23 protein-coding genes are annotated in these 25265 nt (G+C 66.1%); 14 read left to right on the forward strand and 9 right to left on the reverse strand.

Annotated features, from left to right (window positions below):
- Nucleotides 1-114: 114 nt before the first annotated feature.
- Nucleotides 115-1893, forward strand: coding sequence for an acyl-CoA dehydrogenase (locus ACVIW0_RS27510; protein WP_461355197.1), 1779 nt, complete (start codon nucleotides 115-117; stop codon nucleotides 1891-1893).
- A 208-nt stretch (nucleotides 1894-2101) separates the two neighbouring features.
- Here ACVIW0_RS27510 and ACVIW0_RS27515 read toward each other — a convergent pair whose 3' ends face one another.
- Both ACVIW0_RS27515 and ACVIW0_RS27520 read right to left on the reverse strand, forming a co-directional pair.
- Nucleotides 2102-3142, reverse strand: coding sequence for a lytic transglycosylase domain-containing protein (locus ACVIW0_RS27515; RefSeq protein ID WP_461355198.1), 1041 nt, complete (start codon nucleotides 3140-3142; stop codon nucleotides 2102-2104).
- A gap of 87 nt (nucleotides 3143-3229) precedes the next feature.
- Nucleotides 3230-3943, reverse strand: coding sequence for a VOC family protein (locus ACVIW0_RS27520; RefSeq protein ID WP_461355199.1), 714 nt, complete (start codon nucleotides 3941-3943; stop codon nucleotides 3230-3232).
- A 143-nt stretch (nucleotides 3944-4086) separates the two neighbouring features.
- Here ACVIW0_RS27520 and ACVIW0_RS27525 point away from each other — a divergent pair, with 143 nt between their 5' ends.
- Together ACVIW0_RS27525 and ACVIW0_RS27530 are read left to right on the forward strand one after the other, a co-directional pair.
- Nucleotides 4087-4650: a DinB family protein gene (locus ACVIW0_RS27525; RefSeq protein ID WP_461355200.1), complete on the forward strand. Its 564-nt coding sequence runs from the start codon at nucleotides 4087-4089 to the stop codon at nucleotides 4648-4650.
- A gap of 112 nt (nucleotides 4651-4762) precedes the next feature.
- A complete protein-coding gene (locus ACVIW0_RS27530) occupies nucleotides 4763-5491 on the forward strand; it encodes an alpha/beta fold hydrolase (RefSeq protein WP_461355201.1) in 729 nt (242 codons plus the stop codon).
- On the opposite strand, the gene paoC is transcribed toward ACVIW0_RS27530, so the two are convergent.
- The 3 genes from paoC to paoA are packed head-to-tail and all read right to left on the reverse strand — an operon-like array spanning nucleotide 5488 to nucleotide 9301.
- Nucleotides 5488-7695 carry an aldehyde oxidoreductase molybdenum-binding subunit PaoC gene (paoC, locus tag ACVIW0_RS27535; protein ID WP_461355202.1) on the reverse strand — a complete coding sequence of 736 codons (2208 nt, stop codon included), beginning with the start codon at nucleotides 7693-7695 and terminating at the stop codon, nucleotides 5488-5490. The two genes, ACVIW0_RS27530 and paoC, sit on opposite strands and share 4 nt — an antisense overlap.
- Before the next feature lie 17 nt (nucleotides 7696-7712).
- The gene (locus ACVIW0_RS27540) at nucleotides 7713-8663 is read right to left on the reverse strand and encodes an FAD binding domain-containing protein (RefSeq protein WP_461355203.1); all 951 of its coding nucleotides are present in this window, start codon (nucleotides 8661-8663) and stop codon (nucleotides 7713-7715) included.
- Nucleotides 8660-9301 (reverse strand): aldehyde dehydrogenase iron-sulfur subunit PaoA, encoded by a 642-nt coding sequence (gene paoA / locus ACVIW0_RS27545; protein ID WP_461355204.1) that lies wholly within the window; start codon nucleotides 9299-9301, stop codon nucleotides 8660-8662. The genes ACVIW0_RS27540 and paoA overlap by 4 nt, the downstream gene beginning before the upstream one ends.
- A gap of 383 nt (nucleotides 9302-9684) precedes the next feature.
- On the opposite strand from paoA, the gene ACVIW0_RS27550 reads away from it, so the two are divergent.
- The 8 genes from ACVIW0_RS27550 (at nucleotide 9685) to ACVIW0_RS27585 (ending at nucleotide 18919) form a co-directional block, all read left to right on the forward strand.
- The gene (locus tag ACVIW0_RS27550; RefSeq protein WP_461355205.1) at nucleotides 9685-10446 is read left to right on the forward strand and encodes an enoyl-CoA hydratase-related protein; all 762 of its coding nucleotides are present in this window, start codon (nucleotides 9685-9687) and stop codon (nucleotides 10444-10446) included.
- A gap of 97 nt (nucleotides 10447-10543) precedes the next feature.
- Nucleotides 10544-12214, forward strand: coding sequence for a bifunctional metallophosphatase/5'-nucleotidase (locus ACVIW0_RS27555; RefSeq protein ID WP_461355206.1), 1671 nt, complete (start codon nucleotides 10544-10546; stop codon nucleotides 12212-12214).
- 301 nt (nucleotides 12215-12515) lie between these two features.
- A complete protein-coding gene (locus tag ACVIW0_RS27560; protein ID WP_461355207.1) occupies nucleotides 12516-13442 on the forward strand; it encodes a histone deacetylase family protein in 927 nt (308 codons plus the stop codon).
- Nucleotides 13443-13568: 126 nt separating this feature from the next.
- Nucleotides 13569-13820, forward strand: coding sequence for an exodeoxyribonuclease VII small subunit (locus ACVIW0_RS27565; protein ID WP_050402357.1), 252 nt, complete (start codon nucleotides 13569-13571; stop codon nucleotides 13818-13820).
- 553 nt (nucleotides 13821-14373) lie between these two features.
- The gene (dxs, locus tag ACVIW0_RS27570) at nucleotides 14374-16302 is read left to right on the forward strand and encodes a 1-deoxy-D-xylulose-5-phosphate synthase (protein WP_461355208.1); all 1929 of its coding nucleotides are present in this window, start codon (nucleotides 14374-14376) and stop codon (nucleotides 16300-16302) included.
- A 61-nt stretch (nucleotides 16303-16363) separates the two neighbouring features.
- Nucleotides 16364-16927, forward strand: a complete 564-nt coding sequence (locus ACVIW0_RS27575; protein WP_461355209.1) for a nucleoside 2-deoxyribosyltransferase — start codon at nucleotides 16364-16366, stop codon at nucleotides 16925-16927.
- Complete coding sequence (locus tag ACVIW0_RS27580; RefSeq protein ID WP_461355210.1) at nucleotides 16924-17685, forward strand: TlyA family RNA methyltransferase; 762 nt, start codon at nucleotides 16924-16926, stop codon at nucleotides 17683-17685. Before ACVIW0_RS27575 ends, ACVIW0_RS27580 begins: the two co-directional genes overlap by 4 nt.
- Nucleotides 17678-18919: a class I SAM-dependent RNA methyltransferase gene (locus tag ACVIW0_RS27585; RefSeq protein WP_461355211.1), complete on the forward strand. Its 1242-nt coding sequence runs from the start codon at nucleotides 17678-17680 to the stop codon at nucleotides 18917-18919. The genes ACVIW0_RS27580 and ACVIW0_RS27585 overlap by 8 nt, the downstream gene beginning before the upstream one ends.
- Nucleotides 18920-19164: 245 nt before the next feature.
- Here the strand turns inward: ACVIW0_RS27585 and ACVIW0_RS27590 are convergent, their stop codons facing one another.
- Nucleotides 19165-20013, reverse strand: coding sequence for a DUF1194 domain-containing protein (locus ACVIW0_RS27590; RefSeq protein ID WP_461355212.1), 849 nt, complete (start codon nucleotides 20011-20013; stop codon nucleotides 19165-19167).
- A 227-nt stretch (nucleotides 20014-20240) separates the two neighbouring features.
- Between ACVIW0_RS27590 and clpS the strand changes: the two genes are divergently transcribed.
- A complete protein-coding gene (gene clpS / locus ACVIW0_RS27595) occupies nucleotides 20241-20546 on the forward strand; it encodes an ATP-dependent Clp protease adapter ClpS (RefSeq protein ID WP_021076758.1) in 306 nt (101 codons plus the stop codon).
- Between the two features lie 93 nt (nucleotides 20547-20639).
- On the forward strand, nucleotides 20640-21404 hold the full coding sequence (locus ACVIW0_RS27600) for a hypothetical protein (protein WP_461355213.1): 765 nt from the start codon (nucleotides 20640-20642) through the stop codon (nucleotides 21402-21404).
- Here ACVIW0_RS27600 and ACVIW0_RS27605 read toward each other — a convergent pair.
- The 3 genes from ACVIW0_RS27605 to ACVIW0_RS27615 all read right to left on the reverse strand — a co-directional run bounded on the left by ACVIW0_RS27605 (nucleotide 21401) and on the right by ACVIW0_RS27615 (nucleotide 24529).
- Complete coding sequence (locus ACVIW0_RS27605; protein ID WP_461355214.1) at nucleotides 21401-22594, reverse strand: adenylate/guanylate cyclase domain-containing protein; 1194 nt, start codon at nucleotides 22592-22594, stop codon at nucleotides 21401-21403. The genes ACVIW0_RS27600 and ACVIW0_RS27605 overlap by 4 nt on opposite strands.
- A gap of 49 nt (nucleotides 22595-22643) precedes the next feature.
- Nucleotides 22644-23732: a chorismate synthase gene (aroC, locus tag ACVIW0_RS27610; protein WP_461355215.1), complete on the reverse strand. Its 1089-nt coding sequence runs from the start codon at nucleotides 23730-23732 to the stop codon at nucleotides 22644-22646.
- Between the two features lie 197 nt (nucleotides 23733-23929).
- Nucleotides 23930-24529, reverse strand: coding sequence for a histidine phosphatase family protein (locus tag ACVIW0_RS27615; protein ID WP_461355216.1), 600 nt, complete (start codon nucleotides 24527-24529; stop codon nucleotides 23930-23932).
- A 222-nt stretch (nucleotides 24530-24751) separates the two neighbouring features.
- Between ACVIW0_RS27615 and ACVIW0_RS27620 the strand changes: the two genes are divergently transcribed.
- Complete coding sequence (locus tag ACVIW0_RS27620; RefSeq protein WP_021076763.1) at nucleotides 24752-25240, forward strand: sigma-70 family RNA polymerase sigma factor; 489 nt, start codon at nucleotides 24752-24754, stop codon at nucleotides 25238-25240.
- Nucleotides 25241-25265: the final 25 nt, after the last annotated feature.

The raw sequence follows: 25265 nt of genomic DNA on the forward strand, positions 1-25265 counted from the left end.
GACGATGCGGTGGCCGAAACGGACCGCACCATGTCCGCTCGGACTGTTGAGAGGCCGCCGGTTTCATGGGAAGACAATTCCCAAACGTCCCAAACGCTCGTCGGGAGTAACGCCATGACCTACCGTGCGCCGATCAACGATATCCTGCTGTCCCTCAACCACGGTGCCGGGCTCGCGGCCGCCGTGGCGGCCGGCCACTACGGCGATTTCGACGGCGATATTACCGCTGCGGTGCTGGAGGAAGCCGGCAAGTTCGCCTCCGACGTGCTGGCGCCGCTGAACAAGGTCGGCGACGAGCACGGCATCAAGCTCGACAACGGCAAGGTGACCACCGCGCCCGGCTGGCCCGATGCCTATCAACGCTGGACCGCTGCCGGATGGAACGCGGTGTCGGGGCCGGAAGCGTTCGGCGGCCAGGGCCTGCCGCTCGCGATCAACGCCGCCTGCACCGAGATCTGGAGCGCATCGAACGTCGCCTTCGGCCTCTGCCCCTTGCTGACGCTGTCCGCGATCGAGGCGCTCGATGCCCATGGCAGCGACGAGCTGAAAAAGCTCTATCTCGAGAAGCTCGTCACCGGCGAATGGACCGGCACGATGCAGCTCACCGAGCCCAATGCCGGCTCCGACGTCGGCGCGCTGCGCACCCGCGCCGAGCGCGCCGGAGACGGCACCTACCGCATCAAGGGCACCAAGATCTTCATCACCTATGGCGAGCACGACATGACCGACAACATCGTGCATTTCGTGCTCGCACGATTGCCCGATGCGCCTGCCGGCACCAAGGGAATCTCTCTCTTTCTTGTTCCGAAATTCCTGGTCAACGCCGACGGCTCGCTCGGCGCGCGCAACGACATCCACGCCTCCGGCGTCGAGCACAAGCTCGGCATGCACGCTTCGCCGACCTGCACCATGACGATGGGCGACAAGGGCGGCGCGATCGGCTTTCTGATCGGCGAGGAAAACGCCGGCATGCGCTGCATGTTCACGATGATGAACCAGGCGCGCCTCGGCGTCGGCCTCGAAGGCGTCGGCATTGCCGACCGCGCCTACCAGCAGGCGCTGGCCTATGCGCAGGAGCGCAAGCAGGGCAAGGCGGTCGGCCACAAGGGCGACGGCATGGATCCGATCATCGTGCATCCCGACGTCAAGCGCATGCTGATGCAGATGCGCAGCATGACGGCGGCGGCGCGCACGATCTGCTACGCCACCGCGGTCGCGCTCGACGTCTCGGCGCGCGCTGGGGATGCCAAGGTCCGCAGCGAGGCCGCTGCGCGCGGCGCGTTGCTGACCCCGATTGCGAAAGCCTTCTCCACCGACATCGGCAACGAGGTCGCCTATCTCGGCGTGCAGATCCATGGCGGCATGGGCTTCATCGAGGAGACCGGCGCCGCGCAGCATTATCGCGATGCCCGCATCACCTCGATCTATGAAGGCACCAACGGCATCCAGTCGATCGACCTTGTCACCCGCAAGCTCGGCGCCAATGGCGGCGCCTCGGTGTGGGCACTGCTCGACGAGCTCGCCACCACCATCAAGCAGGTCGAGACCTCGAACGATCCGGCGTTCGGCACCACGGGCACCAAGCTCCGCGACGCCCACGCCGCGCTGGAGCGCACCAGCAAATGGCTGCTCGTGCGGCTTGCCTCGGCACCGAACGAGGCGCTCGCCGGCGCGACGCCTTACTTGCGGCTGTTCGGTGCAACGCTCGGCGGCTGCATGCTTGCCAGCGAAGCGCTCGCCGCCAAGGCCAATGGCGAAGCCGAACCGCAACGCTACGTCGCTCTGGCGCGCTTCTTTGCCGAGAACATCGCCGTGCAGGCGCCGTCGCTGGAGAAGACGGTGACGGAGAGCGCGGAGGCGGTGACCGGGGCCGATGCGGTGCTGGCGGGGTAAAGCTCCCCGTCTCGCTCGGCCGTCATTGCGAGGAGCTCGCGACAAAATTGCAAAGCAATTTTGCGCTGAAGCGACGAAGCAATTCATGGCTCCGCCTACGCAGCGAGATGGATTGCTTTGCGGAGCCTGTCATCGGGTGCGCGTTCGCGCGACCCGCTGGCTCGCAATGGCGAGCGAGCGCATGCACAGCAGGCGCAGCGGGTGCCGGCTAGTTTCGAAACACCAGGCAGCGCCCGCCGATGGCTTCGAGCCGCGCGCACAGCTGATTGGCCCGCTCACGCGTCGTCTCGGCGACCCGGAGCAGATACCAGGTTGCCGAGCCAGGGCCGGCCATGTGCGATCTCAGAACAAGCGGCGCGCGATCGCCGAGCACCGATGCAAACCGTTTCTGCAGCTGCTGGTAGTCGGCGAGCACCCTGGATTGCGACGGGCCGCCGGCCAATTGCAATCCCCAGGGTCCCCACGCAGCCTGCTGCGCAATCGTCACGGAGTCCTTTGCGGCCGCCGGAAGCGCCCTGATCAGCATGCCGCGCACGATGTCGCTGCAAGCCATCGCGGCGTCGGTGTGGACCCGATCCTCGACCGTGCCCTGTGCCCATTCCTCGGCCGACTTGCCGGTGATGATCCTGACATAGGCGCGCGTTTCGCCCGGCAGAATGCCTCGTCCCGCCAGCCAATCCTGAACCCGCCGGGGCCCGCCATTATAGGCCGCCGCCGCAAGGCCGAGATTGCCGAACTGCGCGCGCAGCTCGCGGAGCCAGCGCGCCGATTCCTGCAAAGCAGGCAATGGCTCGAACGGATCCGCCAGGCCACGCCATCGCGCGGTCCCCGGCATGAACTGCGCGATACCCTGGGCCCCGGCCGGACTGACTGAACGGGGATCGAAATTGCTTTCCTGCCAGATCAACCGCACGAAGAAATCCGGCGGCAGGCCGTTCTCCAGTGCCGTCTCCTCCAGCGCCTTGCAATATTGCTGCGGCCCGTCGAGCTTTGCAGGCGCCGGCGCTTGTGGCAGAGACGGAGTGGATGAGGATGATCGGTCCGGCGCCGGCCGGTTGGCCTCAGCGTTGTTCTCTCCGGAGCCCGCATTCGCATGCGACGCTTCTGTTTGCGGTGTCTCCGTCTGAGCTGCCCCGATATGATCGGGCTCGGCGCCTGCGATATGGACGAGCAGCAACAGGCAGATCGAGCCGACAGCGGCCCGCGAGATCGATCGATAAACCCGCCGCGGCCCGAAAATCGACTGCATGAGCGCGATCGTCAAAATGGAAAATGCGTTCGCCAGATCATAGCATCTGGCGCCATCTGGCGGGCAGAAATTTGGCCGAGATTCGCCTCAGGCGTCCGGCCGCGGCGTCTTGTGGTCGGTCAGGCTGCCGACGATCGACGCGCGGCGGGACAGTTCGATCCAGTTGCCGTCGGGATCGAGGATCATGGAAATTCGCGCCACCTCGCCGAGCGTCACCGGCGCAAGGCCCTCGCGCACGCCCTTGGCGCGCAGCGCGTGATGCACCGTGTCGATGTCGGCGACTTGCAGCGTGATATAGCGCCAGCCGCGCGCCGACCGGACCGGATCGATGGTCGCCGCGTGATCTTCCGTGAGCAGGATCAGGCTGTCGCCAAGGCGAAACGCCGGGCCGCCCGACCATGAATGCTCGGCAAAGCCGAGGAGCTCGCCATAGAACCTGCGATGCGCGGCAAGGTCGCGCACCGCCATCAAGACCGCGATCTGCGTGACGCCGTCATGTCCGGGCGCCACCAGGCAAACACGGTTGCCATCGGGATCGACCATACGCTGCGGCGCCGCGATGCCCTCGCGCGCAACGATCAGCTCGCGATAGCCGCTCGGCGGCGCATCCGGCAGCAACTCGACATGATGATTGAGCTTGATCACCGAACCATGCGCGTCGTGCCGGTATTGCTTCTGCCCGCGGCGGATCGGCTGCACATGATCGAAGCGAAGGCCGGCGTCCTGCTGCCAGAACCGCAGCATCGGCTCGAGATCGTTGAAGGAAAGCCCGACGTCGATCGCTGTCTTTGCCAGTTGCATCTGCTGCTGTCCTCGGATGAAGTGCACCACGATGGACTAGCTATGCGAGGATCAGGTCACCGACGCAAGCACCACGATCACTATCGCGGGTCGGCCGCCCGGCCGCTGCGGCCGCCTGACACAGTCAATCAGTGAGGACTACCATGCAAGCAGGCCTGGTTCAGACCTTTCGCGCCTTTGCCTACAACAATGCCTGGGCCAACCATCGCCTGCTGACGGCCTGCGCCGGTCTCAGCCAGGCGGAGTTCGCCGCCGCGCGCACCGGGTTCTTCCCGAGCCTGCAGGCGACGCTCAACCACATCCATGTCATCGATCTCTTCTATGTCGACGCGCTCGAAGGCGGTTGGCTCGGGCCGAAGGCATGGGCGAACGAGGTGCCCCACCCTGCGGTCGCCGCGTTGAAGAGCGCGCAGCGCGCGGTCGACCAGCGGCTGATCGCTCACTGCGATGGGCTGACGGCTGAGCGGCTCGACGAATTGGTCAAGGTCAATCGCGACACGTCCGTGCAGACCGAGCGCCGCGACCGCCTGCTGATGCATCTGTTCCAGCATCAAATCCATCATCGCGGCCAGGCCCACGCGATGCTGTCCGAAACCACCGTGAAGCCGCCGCAACTCGACGAATTCTTCGCCGCCGGCGAAGCGCCGCTTCGCGCGGCCGAGTTCAAGGAGCTCGGATGGACGGAAGCCACCGTGTGGGACGATTGAGCGCCCAGTTCCGCCCGCGAGCGGGCAATGGCAACGGTTCCCGATCTTGAAACGGGCCTTGAAGTCGCCGAAGTCCGCACTCACCTCTGGTGAAACGTGGGGAACTCCATCTATGCCTTTCGCCAATCATCGGGGCCAGCGCATCCATTACACCGTCGAAGGATCCGGACCGCTGATCGTGCTGCAACACGGCCTGCTGCTCGACGCCGCGAGCTGGAAGCAATGCGGCGTGGTCGACGCGCTTGCCGATCGCTTTCAGGTCGTCTGCGTCGACTCGCTCGGACACGGCGCGAGCGACAAGCCCGCCGATCCCGAACTCTATGATCAGGAACAGCGCGCCGGCGACATCGTCGCCGTGATCGACGATCTCGGCGGCGAGCGCGCCCACGTGGTGGGACATTCGATGGGCGGCTGGGTCGCCGTCGGCGTCGCCCGGTTTTTCCCGGCGCGGCTGGCGTCGCTTTCGATCGGCGGCTGGGATTTTCTCAGCGGATTGCCGCGCGGCAATGCCGGCCCGCTGACCTATGCCGCCTTCATCACCTTCGCGCGCCGCACCGTGCCGGAGCTCGCCGAATGGGTGACGTCCGATCTTGAAGGCGGGGTGCGTGCCTGCTTCAATGCGCTCGGCCAGATCGACGGCGCCAGGGACGCCGTGCTGTCCTCGCGCGTGCCGGTGCTGCTGTGGAACGGGCAGGACGACGGACCGCACGCGCCGATGCAGCGCTTTGCCGCAGAGAACGGCCTGTCCGCGATGTCGGTCCCGGGCGATCATCTCGGCGCGCTGTTTCAGCACGGCGCCGCGATCGGCCGGGCCATCGGCTCGTTCGTCGGGCGCGGTTAGGCGGGCTCCGGCATCCCTGCGAGCAGCTTGTCGAGCGTGATCGGGTAGTCGCGCACCCGCACGCCGGTCGCGTTGTGGACCGCATTGGCGACCGCGGCGGCGACGCCGCAGATGCCGAGCTCGGCGACACCCTTGGCCTTCATCGGCGACGAGATCGGATCGGTCTCGTCGAGGAAGATCATGTCCTGATGCGGGATGTCGGCGTGGACCGGCACCTCGTACCCGGCGAGGTCGTGATTGACGAACAGGCCGTGCCGCTTGTCGACCACGAGATCCTCCATCAGCGCGGCGCCGACGCCCATCGTCATTGCACCGATTACCTGGCTGCGCGCCGCCTTCGGATTGAGGATGCGGCCCGCGGCGCACACGGCCAGCATCCGCCGGACGCGGATCTCCGCCGTGTCGGCATCGACGCCGACCTCGACGAAATGCGCGCCGAAGGTCGATTGCTGGTAAGTCTTGGCGAGATCGCCATATTCGATGGCATCCTCCGCCACCAGATCACCCGCGCCGGCGGCCTGCGCCAGCGGCACGCTGCGATTGCCCGATCGGACCGCGCCGTCGGCAAATACCGCCTCTTCGGAGTTGAAGCCGAGCTTCTGCGCAATGGTCTCCCGCAGCTTGGTGCAGGCGGCATAGACGCCGGCCGTGGAATTGTTGCCGCCCCACTGCCCGCCCGAGCCGCACGACACCGGAAAATCTGAATCGCCGAGCCGCACCACGACCTTCTCCAGCGGAACGCCCATCATCTCGGCCGCGGTCTGCGCGATGATGGTGTAGGAGCCGGTGCCGATGTCGGTCATGTCGGTCTCGACCGTCACCCTTCCCTGCTGGTCGAGGCGGACGCGTGCCGCCGATTTGGTGACGAGATTGTTGCGGAAGGCCGCAGCAACGCCCATACCGACCAGCCAGCGCCCGTCGCGCACCTGGCCCGGTTTCGGATTGCGCTTGCTCCAGCCGAACCGTGCGGCACCCTCGTTCAGGCACTGCACAAGCTGCCGCTGCGAAAAGCGCCGCTGCGGGTGCTCCGGATCGACCTGGGTGTCATTGGCGGTACGCAGCGCGACCGGGTCGATGCCGAGCTCATCGGCAAGCTCGTCGATCGCGATCTCGAGCGCCATCATGCCGGAGGCTTCTCCCGGCGCGCGCATCGCGTTGCCTTCGGGAAGATCGAGCGCCGCGAGCCGCGTCGCCGTCATCCGGTTGGCCCCTGCGTAGAGCAACCGGGTCTGGCTCACCGCCATGTCGGGCTCGCCCTCGCTGACATTGCCGGACCAGCTTTCGTGACCTATCGCGGTGATCCTGCCGTCGCGCTCCGCGCCGATGCGGATGCGCTGGATCGTCGCCGGACGGTGCGTGGTGTTGTTGAACATCAGCGCCCGTTGCAGCGCGACCTTGACCGGCCGGCCGGCCGCGCGGGCACCGAGCGCGGCGAGCAGGACGTCGGCGCGCAGGAACAGTTTTCCGCCGAAGCCGCCGCCGATATAGGGCGACATGAGGCGAACATTCTCCTTGGGAATACCGAGCGTCTTCGCCATGTCCTCGACGCCCCAGGCGATCATCTGGTTGGAGGTCCAGACCGTGAGCTTGTCGCCGTCCCAGGCCGCGATGGACGCGTGCGGCTCCATCATCGCGTGGCCCTGATCGGGCGTGGTGTAGGTGGCGTCGAGCTGCACGGGCGCCGCCGCGAAGGCAGAAGCGAAATCGCCGACGGCCGTGTCGGCGGGGCCGGCGATCTTTGGGTCCGGGACGCTCACATTGTCGCGCTGCGCGGCCAGATCGAATTTGCCGTCACCCTTGACGTAGTCAATCCGGACCAGTTGTGCCGCGGCGCGCGCTTGCTCGAAGGTGCCCGCAACCACGACGGCGACAGCCTGATGGTAATGCACGATCTCGGGTCCGCCGAGCAGCGGCGCCGCATTGCGTTCGCCCTTGCCAAGCTTGCCGGCATTGTCTGCCGTGACGATCGCGAGCACGCCGGGCGCAGCCTTCGCGGCCTCGAGATCGATCGCAGCGATCCGGCCCTTGCCGATCGCCGCGCCGACCACGTAGCCATAGGCCTGGTTGGGCACGACGTCGTGCCGCTCATAGGCATAAGGCGCGGTGCCGGTGGTCTTCAGCGGTCCCTCGATCCGGCTGGTCGGATGGCCGATCACCTTGAGCTGGTCGATCGGATTGAAGGTCGCGGGATGTTCAAAACGCATGATCTAAAGCCCTCACCTCAAGACTTGGCCTCGCGCAACACCGCCGCAAGCGTTCGCTCCGCGAGCGGCAGCTTGTACGCATTGTCCCTGGTTGGTTTTGCATCGGCGAAGAGCCGCGCGGTGACGGCCTTGGCGCCGCGAGGCAATTCCGCTTCCGCCGCCTCGATACGCCATGGCTTGTGCGCGACGCCGCCGAGCGCGACGCGGCCACTGCCGTCGCGCTGCACGATCGCGGCGACCGAGACCAATGCGAAGGCATAGGAGGCGCGGTCGCGGACCTTGCGATAGGCCTGCGCGCCGCCGATCGGCTTGGGCAGCGTCACCGCCGTGATCAATTCACCGGGCTGCAGGGTAGTCTCGATCTCGGGGCTGTCGCCGGGCAGACGATGCAACTCGGCGATCGGGATGTTGCGCGTGGTGCCATCGGGCCGCACCGTCTCGACCACAGCGTCGAGCGCGCGCATTGCCACCGCCATGTCGCTCGGATGGGTCGCGATACAGGCGTCGCTCGCACCCACGACCGCATGCTGGCGGCTGAAGCCGCCGATCGCGGCGCAGCCGCTGCCGGGCTTGCGCTTGTTGCAGGGCAGATTGGTGTCATAGAAGTACGGACAGCGCGTCCGCTGCAACAGATTGCCGGCGGTGGTCGCCTTGTTGCGCAACTGGCCGGAGGCGCCGGCGAGCAGCGCGCGCGACAGCACGGCGTAGTCGCGCCGCACGCGCCGATCCGCGGCGAGATCGGTGTTGCGCACCAGCGCACCGATGCGCAAGCCGCCGTCCGCGGTCGCCTCGATCCGGTCGAGCGCAAGGTCATTGACGTCGATGAGGTGCGCCGGCGTCTCGATCTCGAGCTTCATCAGGTCGAGCAGATTGGTGCCGCCGGCGATGAATCTCGCGTGCGCGGTGCCGGCAGCTGCCGCTGCCGCGTCGCGCGGCGAAGTGGCGCGCTCATAGCTGAATGATCTCATGCGCTCCTCCCAGCGACCTCGCTGATCGCCTCGGCGATGTTGGAATAGGCGCCGCAGCGGCAGATGTTGCCGCTCATGCGCTCGCGGAGTTCGGCATTGGTCAATCGCACCGGCGCATTGAGGTCATCGGTGACATGGCTCGGGATACCGGCCTTGACCTCGGCCAGCACCGCGACCGCCGAACAGATCTGCCCCGGTGTGCAATAGCCGCATTGGTAGCCATCGTGCTCGACGAACGCCGCCTGCAGCGGATGCAGCCCGTCCGGCGTGCCGAGCCCCTCGATCGTGGTGATCTCGTCGCCCTGATGCATCACGGCCAGCGTCAGGCAGGAATTGATCCTCCGCCCGTCGACGATCACCGTGCATGCCCCGCACTGGCCGTGGTCGCAGCCCTTCTTGGTACCGGTCAGGTGTAGGTGCTCGCGCAGGGCATCGAGCAGCGTGGTCCTGGTGTCGAGCTCGAGCTGATGGGTTTCGCCGTTCACGTCAAAGGATACTCGCGTCATCACGGGCGCTCCGGTCGGGGCAGATTGGGCAGCCGCAGGCGGCGGCGCGGTGACCGACGACGCTGCCAGCGAGGCGGCTCCAACAATCAACAGATGGCGCCGGGATAGTTCCAAATGTCCGGAGATCTGCATGCCGCTCTCCTCCTCACACATCAGCCGAATGCGGAACCACCAGGTCGGCTCCGGCTGGATTTGAGGGGAATGCCGCGGGCAGCGGAATGTTTCTCGCCCGAGCTCAAACTCGTCGTGAGCGCGGTACGCTGCTGCAGGCCGGCCGCGGCGCCATTATGGCGCGGTCCCTCTCGCAGCCTCATCGCGCGCAACCGGCCTACGACCAACGTCCCCCGCCCCGGAATCGCGAAAATCCGGTTAACTGCCTTGCGCCGTTCTCATGGTCGCCCGCGGGGAAAAGCGGCCGGGAACGCGCTGCAGCCCTTGGGGCTTGCAGCGGATCATGTAGGATGGCGGCATGACTAGAGCCCGGCGATGACGCCGGCCGACCCTGGGACCGCTTGATGACCGCGCATGTCATAGTGACCGACGAAGCCGCCACACGCGTGATCCGGCTACGCAGGCCCGAGAAGAAGAACGCGATCACCCAGGAGATGTTTCGCGCGATCAGCGATGCGATCGACAAGGCGCAGAACAATCCGAAGATCCGCTGCCTGATCATCACCGGCGGCTCCGGCGTGTTCACCGCGGGCAACGACATCGAGGACCTGCTTGCGCAGGGCACCTCGGCCGCAGCGGCGCCGCCGGCGTCGGACCTGGTCAAGTTCCTGTATTCGCTGGCTCACAATGTGAAGCCGATCATCGCCGCCGTCGACGGCGTCGCGATGGGCATCGGCACCACCATGCTGTTTCACTGCGACTACGTGCTGGCGAGCAAGACCGCGCTGTTCTCGACGCCGTTCTCCAATTTCGGGCTGGTGCCGGAGGGCGCCTCCAGCCTGCTGATGCCGCGGATGATGGGCCAGCAGCGCGCCTTCGCCATGCTGGTGATGGGCCGCACCATGTCGGCCGACGACGCCCGCGTCGCCGGCTTCGTCAACACCGTGGTGGCGCCGGGACATGCCGAGGTCGAAGCGCACAAGGTGGCGCGCGAGATTTGCGCGCTGCCGGCCGAGTCGGTGGCGATCTCGCGCCGCCTGATCCGGCCGCCGCCGGAGGACGTCACCCGCCGCATCGAGCAGGAGAACCATCTGTTCGGCGAGCGGATGCGCTCGACGGAGGCGATCGCCGCCTTCAAGGCGTTCATGGGGCGCCCGAAGGATTGAAGCGAAGCGTCGGCATTGAAACGAAGCGTCGCAAAATTGTAGTGGCGTCGCGCCATGATCGTGTGCTCCATGATTGTGCACACGCCATGGACAGATCATGAGACAGCCCCGCCTCACGCCCCTCGCCGCGCTCTGCGCGCTTGGCCTCGCCGCAGCCAGCTCCTGCCTGGCGCAGGACGCAGCGCCGGTAAACCTGCGAATTCTCGCGATCAACGACTTCCACGGCTATCTGCGGCCGCCACCGGGCGGCATCCGCATCAGCGATCCCACCGACGCGACCAAGAAGATCATGGTGCCCGCCGGCGGTTCCGAGCGGATGGCGACCGTCGTCAAGCAGCTGCGCGAAGGACACAAGAACAACATCTTCGTTGCCGCCGGCGATCTGATCGGCGCGAGCCCGTTTTTGTCGGCAATGTTTCACGACGAGCCGACCATCGAGTCGCTCTCGATGATGGGGCTTGCGATCTCCTCCGTCGGCAATCACGAATTCGACGAGGGCAAGGATGAGTTGCTGCGGATGCAGAATGGCGGCTGTCACCCGGTCGACCAGTGCCGGGGCCCGCATCCCTTCACCGGCGCGAAATTCCATTATCTGGCGGCGAGCACCTTCGACAAGACCACCGGCAAGACCGTTTTTCCGCCCTACGAGATCAGGGAATTCGACGGCATTCCGGTGGCTTTCATCGGGCTGACGCTGAAGAACACCCCGAACCTGGTGTCGCCGGCCGGCGTCGCGAGCCTCGACTTCCGCGACGAGGCCGACACCGTCAATGCGCTGGTCCCCGAGCTGAAGGCGAAGGGCGTCGAGGCCATCGTGGTGCTGATCCACGAGGGCGGCTTCCCGACCGGCGACTACAATGAATGCCCCGGGATCTCCGGCCCGATCGTCGACATCGTCAAGAAATTCGATCGCGCGGTCGACGTCGTGATCTCAGGGCATACCCACCAGGCCTATGTCTGCGAGATCGACGGACGTCTCGTCACATCGGGCGACAAATACGGCACGCTGGTCACCGCGATCGATCTCAAGCTCGATCCGAAGAGCCATGACGTGATCAGCGCCAAGGCCGAAAACACCATCGTCAAGAACGGCGGCACGGCCAAGGACGCGGAGCAGAGCGCGCTGCTGGAATCCTATGATCGGCTGGCTGCGCCGATCGCCAATCGCGCCGCGGGCTCGGTCACCGAAACATTGTCGCGGACCCCCACTGAGACCGGCGAGAGCGTGCTTGGCGATATCGTCGCCGACGCGCAGCTCGCTGCGACCGCTTCGGAGCCGAATGGCGGGGCGGTGATCGCCTTCACCAATCCCGGCGGCGTACGCACCGACATCGTCAAGCGCGAGGACGGCGCGGTCACCTATGCCGATATCTTCGCAAGCCAGCCGTTCCGCAACCAGCTGGTGACGATGACGCTGACCGGCAAGCAGCTCAAGGACGTGCTGGAGCAGCAATGGGCGGACCCGAAACGGCCGCGCGCGCTGCAGGTCTCGAAGGGCTTTGCCTACGCATGGGATGCGAGCAAGGGGGACGGCGCACGCATCATCGCGGCGCGGATGTCGCTCGACGGCAAGCCGATCGACCCGGCCGCGAGCTATCGCGTCACCGTGAACAATTATCTCGCCGAGGGCGGTGACGGCTTCACGGTGTTCAAGGAAGGAACAGCGCAGCAGTTCGGCATCTACGACGTCGATGCGCTCTATGCCTACTTCAAGGCCAACAGCCCGGTCGGCCCGGCGGCCGGAAGGCGGATCGAGCGGATCAATTGAGCAACGCGCGGGCATGGAACACCCTTGCATCCTTCGTCATTGCGAGCCACCCGGTCGGCGCGCAGCGCCGCCGGATGACAGGCTCCGCGAAGCAATCCATCCGTCCGCGCATGTGGCTGCATGGATTGCTTCGTCGCTTCGCTCCTCGCAATGACGTGGAATGAGTTCGGCTTTTGCCTCCACGCTCGGTCGCTGTCCCGAAAAGGTGAGGACCGGCTCAGTGCGGGCCCTTTCCGGAACGCCGCTAACGGCCTAGATTAGAGCTTTCCTCGCACGCGCCTCCGTTGCGCCGGGAATTTGCATGACACTGCTTCTGACGCACACCGCCTGCCTCAACCATCTCACCCCGCCCGGACATCCCGAACGCCCCGACCGGTTGCGCGCGGTTGCCGACGTGCTCGGTGAGGATCGCTTCAAGGCGCTGGTACGCGACCTCGCGCCGGAAGGCGACCTCGACACCGTGCTGCTCTGTCACGGCGAGCATTATGTCGGCGAGCTGCGTCACATCGCGCCGACCTCGGGCATGATCTATATCGACGGCGACACCTCGATGTCGCCGGGCACCTGGGAAGCCGTGATGCGCGGCGTCGGCGGCGCGGTGGCGGCGACCGAAGCGGTGATGACCGGCGCCCACCAGAACGCCTTCGTCGCAGTGCGCCCGCCCGGGCATCATGCCGAGAAGTCGACGCCGATGGGCTTCTGCTTCTTTGACAATGTCGCGATCGCCGCGCGCCATGCGCAGCGCAAATACGGCATCAAGCGCGCCGCGATCGTCGATTTCGACGTCCATCACGGCAACGGCACGCAGGATATCTTCTGGGCCGACCCGACGGTGATGTACTGCTCGACCCACCAGATGCCGCTGTTCCCCGGCACTGGCGCGTCAGGCGAGCGCGGCGAGCACGACACCGTCGTCAACGCGCCGCTGGCGCCGGGCGACGGCGGCGTCAAGTTCCGCGCCGCCTTCGAGAACCTGATCCTGCCGCAGCTCGAAAAATTCTCGCCCGAACTCGTCGTCATCTCGGCCGGCTTCGACGCGCATCACCGCGATCCCTTGGCCTCAATCAACCTCACGGCTGAGGATTTCGGCTGGGTCACACGCAAGCTGATGGATCTCGCCGACAAAAGCGCGGGCGGCCGGGTCATCTCCGTGCTGGAAGGCGGCTACGACCTCGAGGGCTTGAAAGAGTCGGTGGCATCTCATGTCACCGCATTGATGGGCGCGTAGATACCCGCCACAATACGTCCGCAAAAATTCGATTGATTCTGCGCCGGGCAAGCATGGCCCGCGACGGGTCATGTTTGGACGACAAGATCAGGTTGCGATCTGATCCACGCAATCGGGAACGCAAGAATGGCCGAAAACACTCAAGCCGACGTCAAGAAGCTGTCCTTCGAACGCGCGATCGAGGAGCTCGAATCGATCGTCAAGCGGCTCGAGGACGGCAAGGTCCCGCTTGAGGAATCGGTCGCGATCTACGAGCGCGGCGAAGCGCTGAAGAGGCGCTGCGAGGAATTGCTGCGCCAGGCCGAAGCCCGCGTCGACAAGATCACCACCGACGCCTCGGGCCAGCCGAACGGCACCGAGCCGCTCGACGTGCAGTAGCGCCGCGAGCGTTTCGCACCGCCGATCATGCGACACGATGTCCGCCGCGGCGGCCGATTGTTGCTGAACATTTCCAGCAATCCGTGACGACGCGGGGGTGAGCCGCGGCGGCCGGACGCGGCCGCAAATCAGGCCGATCCGGACCGTCCGGCTGCCACTAAAATGGGCGAAGCGGAACCGGAACCCGAGGCAAGCATTGAAAAGACTAGGTTTTTCAACGCGGCGCATACGAACCCTGCACCCCCGATCGGGTTGGCTTTGGCTACGGCTTTGGTGTAATGCTTCCAGTTCTATGGGCATTTGAGGGTGGCGGGCGGCCCGGATTTTCCGGGCGGCATGCACCTCAAATGGTTCGACAAAACTGAACCGGGACGGGTGAAGAGCGACCAAGGTGATGCATATCACGTGGTCCAATCCGGAGTGAATTGAGGCTTACAACCAGGCACGGTCTGCCGGGGCGGCACCCAGTGTCTGGCATTCGCTGCGCGATGTGCGCGCCAACCCATCTCGCGTCGGGCGGTTCGTTCCGACAGGCAAAAATTGGAAATTCGCTGTGACCACATTTAGTAAAACGCCGCTTCTTGACACGATTCACACGCCCGATGACCTGCGCAAGCTGAAGGTCGAGCAGGTGCGGCAGGTTGCCGACGAGCTCCGCCAGGAAACCATCGATGCCGTGTCGGTGACCGGCGGCCATTTCGGCGCCGGCCTCGGCGTCGTCGAACTGACCACTGCCATTCACTACATCTTCGACACCCCGCGCGACCGCCTGATCTGGGACGTCGGCCACCAGGCCTATCCCCACAAGATCCTGACCGGCCGCCGCGACCGCATCCGCACCCTGCGCACCGGCGGCGGCCTCTCCGGCTTCACCAAGCGCACCGAGAGCGACTACGATCCGTTCGGCGCCGCGCATTCCTCCACCTCGATCTCGGCCGGCCTTGGCATGGCCGTGGCGCGCGACCTCTCCGGCGGCAAGAACAACGTTATCGCCGTGATCGGTGACGGCGCGATGTCAGCGGGCATGGCCTATGAGGCCATGAACAATGCCGGCGCGATGAACTCGCGCCTGATCGTGATCCTCAACGACAACGACATGTCGATCGCGCCGCCGGTCGGCGCGATGAGCGCCTATCTGTCCCGCCTCTACTCGGGCAAGACCTACCGCTCGCTGCGCGAGGCGGCCAAGCAGATCAACAAGCGCCTGCCGAAGATCCTCGCCAATCGCGCCAACCGCGTCGAGGAATATTCCCGCGGCTTCATGATGGATGGCGGCACGCTGTTCGAGGAGCTCGGCTTCTACTATGTCGGCCCGATCGACGGTCATAACCTCGACCATCTGCTGCCGGTGCTGAAGAACGTCCGCGACATGGAGACCGGACCGATCCTGGTTCACGTCGTGACCCAGAAGGGCAAGGGCTACGGCCCGGCCGAAGCCTCCGCCGACAAGTACCACGCCGTGGTCAAGTTCGACGTCGCGACCGGCACCCAGGCCAAGGCCAAGCCGAATGCGCCGGCCTACCAGAACGTGTTCGGCCAGAGCCTAGTCAAAGAAGCGCAGAAGGACGACAAGATCGTCGCCATCACCGCGGCGATGCCGTCGGGCACCGGCGTCGACATCTTCAACAAGGCGTTCCCGGAGCGCACCTTCGACGTCGGCATCGCCGAGCAGCATGCGGTGACCTTCGCCGCAGGCCTCGCCACCGAAGGCTACAAGCCGTTCTGCGCGATCTACTCGACCTTCCTGCAGCGTGGCTATGACCAGGTGGTCCATGACGTCGCGATCCAGAGCCTTCCGGTCCGCTTCGCGATCGACCGCGCCGGCCTGGTCGGTGCCGACGGCGCCACCCATGCCGGTTCGTTCGACAATGCCTATCTCGGCTGCCTGCCGAACTTCGTGATCATGGCGGCCTCCGACGAGGCCGAACTCGTCCACATGGTGGCCACCCAGGTGGCGATCAACGACCGCCCGAGCGCAGTGCGCTATCCGCGCGGCGAAGGCCGCGGCGTCGAGATGCCGGAAGTCGGCGTTCCCCTGCCGATCGGCAAGGGCCGCATCATCCGCGAGGGCAAGAAGGTGGCGCTGCTGTCGTTCGGCACCCGCCTCGCCGAGTGCGAAAAGGCGGCCGACGAACTCGCCGCCCACGGCCTCTCCGCCACCATCGCCGACGCGCGCTTCATGAAGCCGCTCGACGAAGAGATGATCATGAAGCTCGCCCGCGACCACGAGATCCTGATCACGATCGAGGAAGGCTCGATCGGCGGCTTCGGCTCGCATGTCATGCAGTTCCTGTCCGACAACGCGATGCTCGACAGCGGCATGCTCAAGTTCCGCTCGATGATCCTGCCCGACGTGTTCCTCGACCACGACACGCCGGCGGCGATGTACGCCCGCGCCGGTCTCGACGCCAAGAGCATCGTTGCCAAGGTGTTCGAAACCCTCGGCAAGGACTACAAGACCGAGACCGTCAAGCTCGCGTAATCGCCTTCCACCTCTCCCCACCGGGGAGAGGTTTCAAGTCGACCGTGTCTTGGGCAAGTCCATGAGAATCTATCTGGCAGGTCCTGACGTATTCCTGCCGGATGCCGTGGAGATCGGCCGCCGCAAAGCGGAGGTTTGCGGCTATCACGGGCTGACCGGGCTGTACCCGCTCGACAACAGCATCGATCCCACCGCCGCCGGCGCGTCGCTCAGCATCTTCAAGAGCAACGAGGCGATGATGGAATCGGCCGACGCCATCATCGCCAATTTGACGCCGTTTCGCGGCCCCAGTGCCGACGCAGGCACCGTCTACGAACTCGGTTACATGGCGGGACGCGGCAAGCTGTGCCTCGCCTATTCGAACGACCCCACGTCCTATGCCAATCGCGTGGCGCGGCTGGGCCAGGTCGTGCCTGCATCCGACGGACGCCTGATCGACGCGGAGGGGCTGACGGTGGAAGAGTTTGGACTGCCGGACAACCTGATGATGATGCACGCGCTCGATCTGCACGGCAGCCCGCTGGTCACCCCGCGCGAGCCTGCGGCCGACCTCTGGCACGACCTCACCTCCTTCGAGGCCTGCGTGCGGCTCGCCGCCGCGCAGCGCCGTCAGGGCGCCAAGTGACCAAGGCGGGCGACAACGACAACAATGCATCGGCCGGCAAGCGCATCGACGTGCTGCTGGTCGAACGCGGCCTGTTCGAGAGCCGGGCGCGGGCGCGCGCCGCGATCGATGCCGGCCTCGTGACCGCCGACGGCAAACAGATTGCAAAAGCGTCCGAAATCGTCGCGCCGGGCGCGGAACTCTCGGCCGAACCGGCGCATCCCTATGTCTCGCGCGGCGGCGTCAAGCTTGCCGGCGCGCTCGAGCATTATCCGATCGACATCGAGGGCCATGTCTGCCTCGATGTCGGCGCCTCGACCGGCGGCTTCACCGAAGTGCTGCTCGCCAATGGCGCAAGCCTGGTCTTTGCCATCGATGTCGGCCACGGCCAGTTGCATCCGTCGCTGCAGGGGCATCCGAAGATCGTCTCCATGGAAGAGACCGACATCAGGAATTTCGAGGGCAAGCGCCTGCCGGCGCGGCCGGATGTCGTGGTGATCGACGTCAGCTTCATCTCGCTGAAGCTGGTGCTGCCGGTGGCGCTGTCGCTGGCGACAGCACCCATGCATCTGCTGGCGCTGATCAAGCCGCAATTCGAGGCGGCGCGCAAACACTCCAAGCGCGGCGTCATCCGCAACGCCATAGTGCACCAGCAGATCTGCGACGATATCGCCGCCTTTGCCGCCTCGCAGGGCTGCACCGATATCGAGGTGTTCCCGTCGTCGATCCCGGGCGGCGACGGCAACATCGAATTCTTCCTCGGCGCCCGCCGTGGCTGAGCATCTCACCATCGACCATGTCGGCCATCGCGGCGACGGCGTCGCGATCGACGGCACGCAGTCGGTCTTCGTGCCGTACACGCTGACGGGCGAAACCGTCGAGGTCGAGGACGTCCCCGGCCATCATCCCGACCGGCGGCGGCTGCTGCGGGTCAGGGAGCAAAGCCGCGAGCGGATCGCGCCGTTCTGCCCGCATTTCGGCGTCTGCGGCGGCTGTGCGATCCAGCACTGGAGCGAGGAGCCGTACCACGCCTGGAAGCGCAACATCGTGGTGGAGACGCTGGCGCAGGCCAGGATCGCAGCCGAGGTTGCGCCGCTGCTCGACGCCCATGGCGCCGGCCGCCGCCGCATCACGCTGCACGGACGCATGGGCACCCATGAGGTCCTCAAGGTCGGCTTCGCCGCTGCCGGTTCGCACGACATCGTCCCGGTCGACCGCTGCCCGATCCTCGATCCCGCGCTCGACGGCGCGCTCGAGGCCGCCTGGGCGGTCGCCGAGCCGCTGATCGCAATCGGCAAGCCGCTCGACATCCAGGTGACGGCGACGCTCAACGGCCTCGACATCGACGTGCGCGGCTCCGGCTCCCTGCCGACCAGCCTGATCACCACCTTGTCGCGCGTCGCGGAGAAACACCGGCTGGCGCGGCTGACCCGGCACGGCGAGCTGGTGCTGCAACGCGGCTCTCCCGAGATTGCGATCGGCAAGCCGAAGGTGGTGCTGCCGCCGGGCTCGTTCCTGCAGGCGACCGTCAAGGGCGAGGAGACGCTGGCGGCGCTGGTTCGCGCGCAGTGCGGCCGCGCCAGGCACATCGCCGACCTGTTTTGCGGCGTCGGCCCGTTCGCGCTGCGCCTCGCGGAAAAGGCGCGGATCGCGGCGTTCGACAGCGACGCCGGTGCGATCGCGGCGCTGCAGAAGGCCGCGCAGACGACGCCGGGGCTGAAGCCACTTAAGGCCGAGACGCGCGACCTGTTCCGCCGCCCCCTGATGCCGCAGGAATTGCGCGACTATGATGCCGTCGTGTTCGATCCGCCGCGGCAGGGCGCGCAAGCGCAGGTCACCCAGCTTGCGGCCAGCAAGGTGCCGGTGATCGTCGCGGTGTCCTGCAACGCCGCGACGTTTGCCCGCGACGCGAAGATCCTGATCGATGGCGGCTACAAGCTCGCCGGTGTCACCCCGGTCGATCAGTTCCGCCACACGCCGCATATCGAGCTGGTGGCACGGTTTGCGCGCTGAGACGGCGCTGCGACTATCGCAGCGCTTCGTGGCCCCGCTATAATCCGCGCCAGCATGTCCCACGATCCGCTGCTCGCGCGCGTCGCGGCAGCGTTGCAGACGCTGCGCGAACTTGAGCATGATGTAGGCGAGATATCGGCAGAGCCGTAGGATGGGTAGGCGCAGCGAAACCCATCGTTTTTGCCGCGGATACGAATTGATGGGTTTCGCTTCGCTCTACCCATCCTACGAGATCGATATGATCGCTACCGCCCCCAGCGGTCCTGCCAGATCTTCTCGCCGATCATGCAACTGACCCGCGGCTCCTTCTCGGCGGTCCGCACCACCGGGCGCTCGGGGGTGCGGCCGGCGACCTCGAGCAATAGCTTGGTGCGGATCGCCTCCTTGAATTTCTCGCGATCCTTGATCGTGACCACGAAGGAGCCGGGTCCGCCGATCACGCAATCCTCGTAATAGTAATCGAGATTCTCGATATCCATCGTCGAATAGGACGGCTCCTTCACCATGATCGGCAGGCCGTTGATGACGATGCCCTTGTCCAGCGCCGCATCGCGCGCCGGCGTGATCGGTGCGCCGTTGTTGTTGGGGCCGTCGCCGGAAATATCGATCACGCGGCGCAGGCCACGATGCGGATTCTCGTCGAACATCGGGATCGCGAAATAGATCGCGCCCGAGATCGAGGTGCGCGAGGCGCGCCGCACCGGCGTCTTCATGATCTCGGCGGCGACCGCATCGGCGGATTCGGGACCGTCGATCACCCGCCAGGGAATGATGACCTTCTGGTCGTTGGAGGCGGCCCATTCGAAATAGGTGATCGAGATCTTGCCGTTCGGGCCGGCCTTCAGCGCCTGCAGGAAATCCTTGGAAACGATCGCCTGCGCATAGCCCTCGCGCTGGATCGCGAGCTCGTCCATGTCCATCGAATAGGAGACGTCGACCGCGATGATCAGCTCGATGTCGACGCTCGGCGTCGATTCCTTTTCGGCCAGCCGGCCGGTCTGCGGTCCCGGGCCGGGCGCGGCAACACCGGCCACATCGCCGCTGGCCAGCATGCCCGCGACGAGCACCGCTCCGATCGAGACATACCAGCGCATTGCGGCCCTCCCGTCGTGTCCCGTCATGGTGACACGCAAATCAGGCGGCGCAAAGCGCTGATATCATCTGTCCTTCACATTCGAGTTAGGCGTTGCAAGTTCGACGCGACTTGCCGCGAATGCTGCAGCACGCGCCGTGCCGTTGCCGCAATGACGCCGTGCAATTCGAACGGTTCCAACATCTGCCGGAAGACGGTAGTCTTACGGGGCAATCGCGAGGGAGTGCGATGCCAGATACTGTCGTCAAGCCGAAAACCCGAACCAAGACCAAGGTCGAACGGCCGCGCCTGCACAAGGTGATCCTGGTCAACGACGACTACACGCCGCGCGAGTTCGTCGTCACTGTGCTGAAGGGTGAATTCCGCATGACCGACGACCAGGCCTACAAGGTGATGCTGACCGCACATCAGCGCGGCGTCTGCGTGGTCGCCGTGTTCACCAGGGACGTCGCCGAGACCAAGGCGACGCGCGCCACCGACGCCGGCCGCGCCAAGGGCTATCCGCTGCTGTTCACCACCGAGCCCGAGGAATAGCGCGGCGCCAGCGCCAGTTTGCCGCAGACCTTGCCGCGCATTTTATCGATCGCAGCCACGCCTGCTTTAGGGATCGCATGGCACCAACGCGGCATGACCGTCGCACTGCGCCAACAGCTTTCACTGCGGAAGACCCGCCCGGAAACCTCGTTCGGGCCGTTTCGTCCCTTGCCCGCCTTGCCCTGGCTCGTCATGGCGGCGGCGCTGCGGATCGTCGGCTATAACAAGCCCGGCCTGATCCTGCCCACGCTGGTGCTGGCCGACATCTGCGTGCTGCTCGCCTTCTTCGCGACCGCGCGGGACTCGATCCAGGCTGCCGGAGGCCAATCCTCGCTCGGCGAGCTGACGCTGGCAGAGCAGATCAGACTGTCGATGTCGATCCTGTGGCGGATCGCGCTCGTGATGATCGCAGCCGCACTCGGCACCGCCGCGATCGGCTTCACCTCGTTCGCACCGCATTTGATGTCGGGACTCGACGGCATGGCCTTCGATCAGTTCACCCATCTCGGCCGGTTCTGGAGTGCAGCGATCGCGGCACTGGTGCTCTTGATCATCGTCAATGCCGAAAGCAATGGCGGCCGTGTCGCGCTGCTTGCCGCCGCCAAGGATTTTGGCCGGCACGCCGTCTGGCTTGGCGCCGCGGTGCTGGTGCTCGGCACCGTCAATATCGCGCTCGGCTACGGCCAGGAGGTCGTCCGCAACGCGATCTGGCAGTTCTGGCAGACCTCGACGACGAGCCAGCCCTTCAAGAGCGTGATCTACGTCGTCTTCATCTTTGGCTTCGCGATGCTGCGGCTGTGGATCACGCTGTCGATCCTGACCTTCGGCCTGAAGCAGTCCTACGCCCGCGGCGGCTAGCTCGCGGCGGCGACCGGCGCCTCGTCGAACAGCCCGTAGACCCGTTCGGCCTTGGCAAATCCCGCGATCGGAAATTCGCCGAGATCGCTCCAGCCGCCGTCGTGGATGCCGGCGAAGCGCTCGGAGGCGACCACGGTGCGGCCGAGACGGCCGGCGATCTTCTCGAGCCGCGCGGCGAGATTGACCGCCGGACCGATGCAGGTGAAATCGAGCCGGTTGCCGCCGCCGATATTGCCATAGAGCACGCGGCCGAGATGCAGCGCGACGCCGAAGCGGAAACGCTCGACCGCATCGCCATTGGGGAATTGCAGCGCCTCGACCCCGGCGCGGGAGGCGCGCGCGGCATCCAGCACCCGCGAGCAGACCTGCACCTCATCGCCGAGATATTCGTCGACCGGAAACACCGCGAGCAGGCCGTCGCCCATGAATTTGAGCACCTCGCCGCCATGGTCGCGGATCGCGGTGACCTGGCAATCGAAATAAAGATTGAGGATCTCGACGACAGTCTCGGCCGGCAAGCGGTCCGACAGCGCGGTGAAGCCGCGCAGGTCTGACAGCCAGATCGCGGCATCCATCGTGTCGGCATGGCCACGCCGGATCTGGCCGCCCATGATGCGCTCGCCGGCCCGGTTGCCGACGTAAGTATCAAGCAGCAGCGAGGCGGTGCGGCGCAGCGTCACGATCTCGATGTAGCGCGCCAGCGGCACGGCGATCGAGCGGATCGCATCGAGCTGCTCGTCGGTGAAGCCGCCCGGCTGCTTGGTGGTCCAGCTCGACGCATTGGGGCGGCCGTCGGTGTTGATCAGCGGTACCGCGATGTAGTCGGTGACGCCTTCCGCCTGCAGGTCCTGGACGATCGGAAAGCGTTTGCTCGAGGGGTCATCGAGCCGCGCACGCACTTCAATTCCCTGCTTGAAGACGATCCGCAGCGGGCTGACGGCAAAGTCCGGGGACTCCTCGATGTTGTGAGCGACGGTGCCGGTCTCGACCTCGGCACCCGGCCTCCACAGGAAATGCCGGCCGTAGATCTCGGGATGCAGCGTGCGCACGAAGACGCCGATGCGCCACAGCGGCAGGCCGGCCCGCGTCAGCCGTTCGCAGCATTCCGCCATCATCTGCACCGGGGTCGGCGCCGATCGCGCGCCGCCGATCATCCATGCGATGATATCCCGAAGCTCCGACGCGTTCATGGCAGTCCCCAAGGCGGTCTGGTACCGCCATTATATAGGATATAGGGGATCAGCGCCCGGTCTGCCCGCGGTCGCGCAGAAAATGATCCGCCAGCACGCAGGCCATCATCGCCTCGCCGACCGGCACCGCGCGGATGCCGACGCAGGGATCGTGGCGGCCCTTGGTCAGGATGTCGGTGTCGGCGCCCTTGCGATCCACCGTGCGGCGCGGGGTCAGGATCGAGGACGTCGGCTTGACCGCAAAGCGCACCACCACCGGCTGGCCGGTCGAGATGCCGCCGAGCACGCCGCCGGCATGGTTGGACAGGAAGCGCGTGCCGTTGTTGCCGGTCCGCATCTCGTCCGCGTTCTCCTCGCCTGACAGTTCGGCGGCGCCGAAGCCGGCACCGATCTCGACGCCCTTGACCGCGTTGATGCTCATCATCGCCGACGCCAGATCGCTGTCGAGCTTGGCATAGATCGGCGCGCCGAGCCCGGCCGGCACGCCCTCGGCGACCACCTCAATCACGGCACCGATCGAGGAGCCGCTCTTCCTGATGCCGTCGAGATAGCTCTCGAAGAACGCCGCCTTGTCCTTGTCGGGACAGAAGAACGGGTTGTTGGCGATCTCGTCCCAGTCCCACTTCTCGCGGTCGATCTTGTGCGGGCCCATCTGCACCAGCGCGCCGCGCACCTTCACGTCGGGCAGCACCTTGCGCGCGATCGCGCCGGCCGCGACGCGGGTCGCAGTCTCGCGCGCCGAAGAGCGGCCGCCGCCGCGATAGTCGCGCAGGCCGTATTTCGCCTCATAGGTGAAGTCGGCATGGCCGGGACGGAACTTGTCCTTGATCTCGGAATAATCCTTCGAGCGCTGGTCGGTGTTCTCGATCAACAGCGCGATCGGCGTGCCGGTCGTCACCTGCACACCGGTTTCCGGATGCGCCATCACGCCGGACAGGATCTTCACCGCGTCCGGCTCCTGGCGCTGGGTGGTGAAGCGCGACTGGCCGGGCCGGCGGCGGTCGAGGTCGCGCTGGATCTCCTCCACCGTCAGGGGGATCATCGGCGGGCAGCCGTCCACCACGCAGCCGATCGCGACCCCATGGCTCTCGCCGAAGGTCGTGACGCGGAACATATGGCCGAAAGTGTTGAAGGACATGGCGTGTCGTAACGCGCGGAGGCAGCGGGGTCAAACCTCGACTTCGTCACGGCCGGGCATAGCCATCCAACTCGTCATTCCGGGGCTCGCGAAGCGAGAGCCCGGAATCCATTGGCCCACGCGACACGTGGCCTGATGGATTCCGGGCTCGACGCTTACGCGTCGCCCCGGAATGACGGTGGAGAGAATTGCAGGCTTTAACTATATTTCCGCAGCCCCGCGGGGCCGAACACGTAAACCGCACCCTGCTCGATATAGAGCTCGGCGGCCGAGGCCGGTGTCTCGAAGCCGAGCGCCACCATCAGCGCCCGCGCCGTGCCGCCATGGGCGACGGCGACGGTGTCTGCGGTCACCGAACCGTACCAGTCGGTCATCCGCGCCTGCACCTCGACATAGCTCTCGCCGCCCTCCGGCGCGACCTGCCACTTCTCGGCCAGGCGGCGGGCATAGACGACGGGGTCGGCGGCCTGCGCCTGCGCCAAGGTCGAGCCCTCCCACGTCCCGTAACCGATCTCGCGCAGCCGCGCGTCGAGCGCGTAGTCGCCCGGCGGCAGGCCCAGCTCGGCGCGCACCAGCTCCATGGTGGCGCGCGCGCGGATCAGCGGGCTCGCGACGAACGGCAGCGTCGTCTTGTCACGGCCGTCGCGCGCCAGGAGATCGCCGAGGATGCGTCCGGCGTGCGCCGCTTGGGCGCGGCCGCGCTCGTTGAGCGCGATGTCCTGCACGCCCTGAAGCCGGCCTTCGGCGTTCCACGCGGTCTCGCCGTGGCGGATGTAGTAGATGGTTGGCACCGGCATTCCCGTAACGGCTGATCCTGAGCTGTCGGGCGCCTCACCACAGGCTTCCACGCCTCGAATTTTAAGGCTTCGAGGTACACCAGCGCTTCGGCGGGCGACAAGCCCAAATCCGCCGCAGCTGAGGCGCTCTGCGCGCAGACCGCTGCAACCGGAATAGCCACGCCGCTAGGGTGTTATGCTGGACAAGGCAGACCATCGCCGAGATCATCGAAGACTGGATGCATGACCGCGTTTCGCCAAAGTGTCGAAGCCATGATTCCGGCGCTCCGCCGCTATGCGCGGGCGCTGACGCGCGACACCGACATCGCCGACGATCTGGTGCAGGACACGCTGGTGCGGGCGCTGCGCTCGGAGCGGCTGTTCCTCGGCGGCGACGTCAGGAGCTGGCTCTACACGATCCTGACCAATCTCAACAAGAACCGCAGGCGCTCGCTGGCGCGGCGGCCGCCTTTGATGCCGCTGCTCGATAACAATGCCGACGCCAGCGGCACCGAGGCGGAGGGACGCGACATCGAGCGCGCACTGTCGACGCTGGTCGAGGAGCAACGCTCGGTGCTGCTGCTCGTGATGCTGGAGGGCATGAGCTACCGCGAGGTCGCCGACATCCAGGGCGTGCCGATCGGCACGGTGATGTCCCGCCTCGCCCGCGCACGCGCCCATGTGCGGGCCTCGATCGAGGGCCAGCGCCCGGCGCTCAGGCGGGTGAAATGATAATGCGCGCGATGGCAGGTGTTTC

The sequence above is a fragment of the Bradyrhizobium sp. USDA 4454 genome, assembly GCF_054822705.1.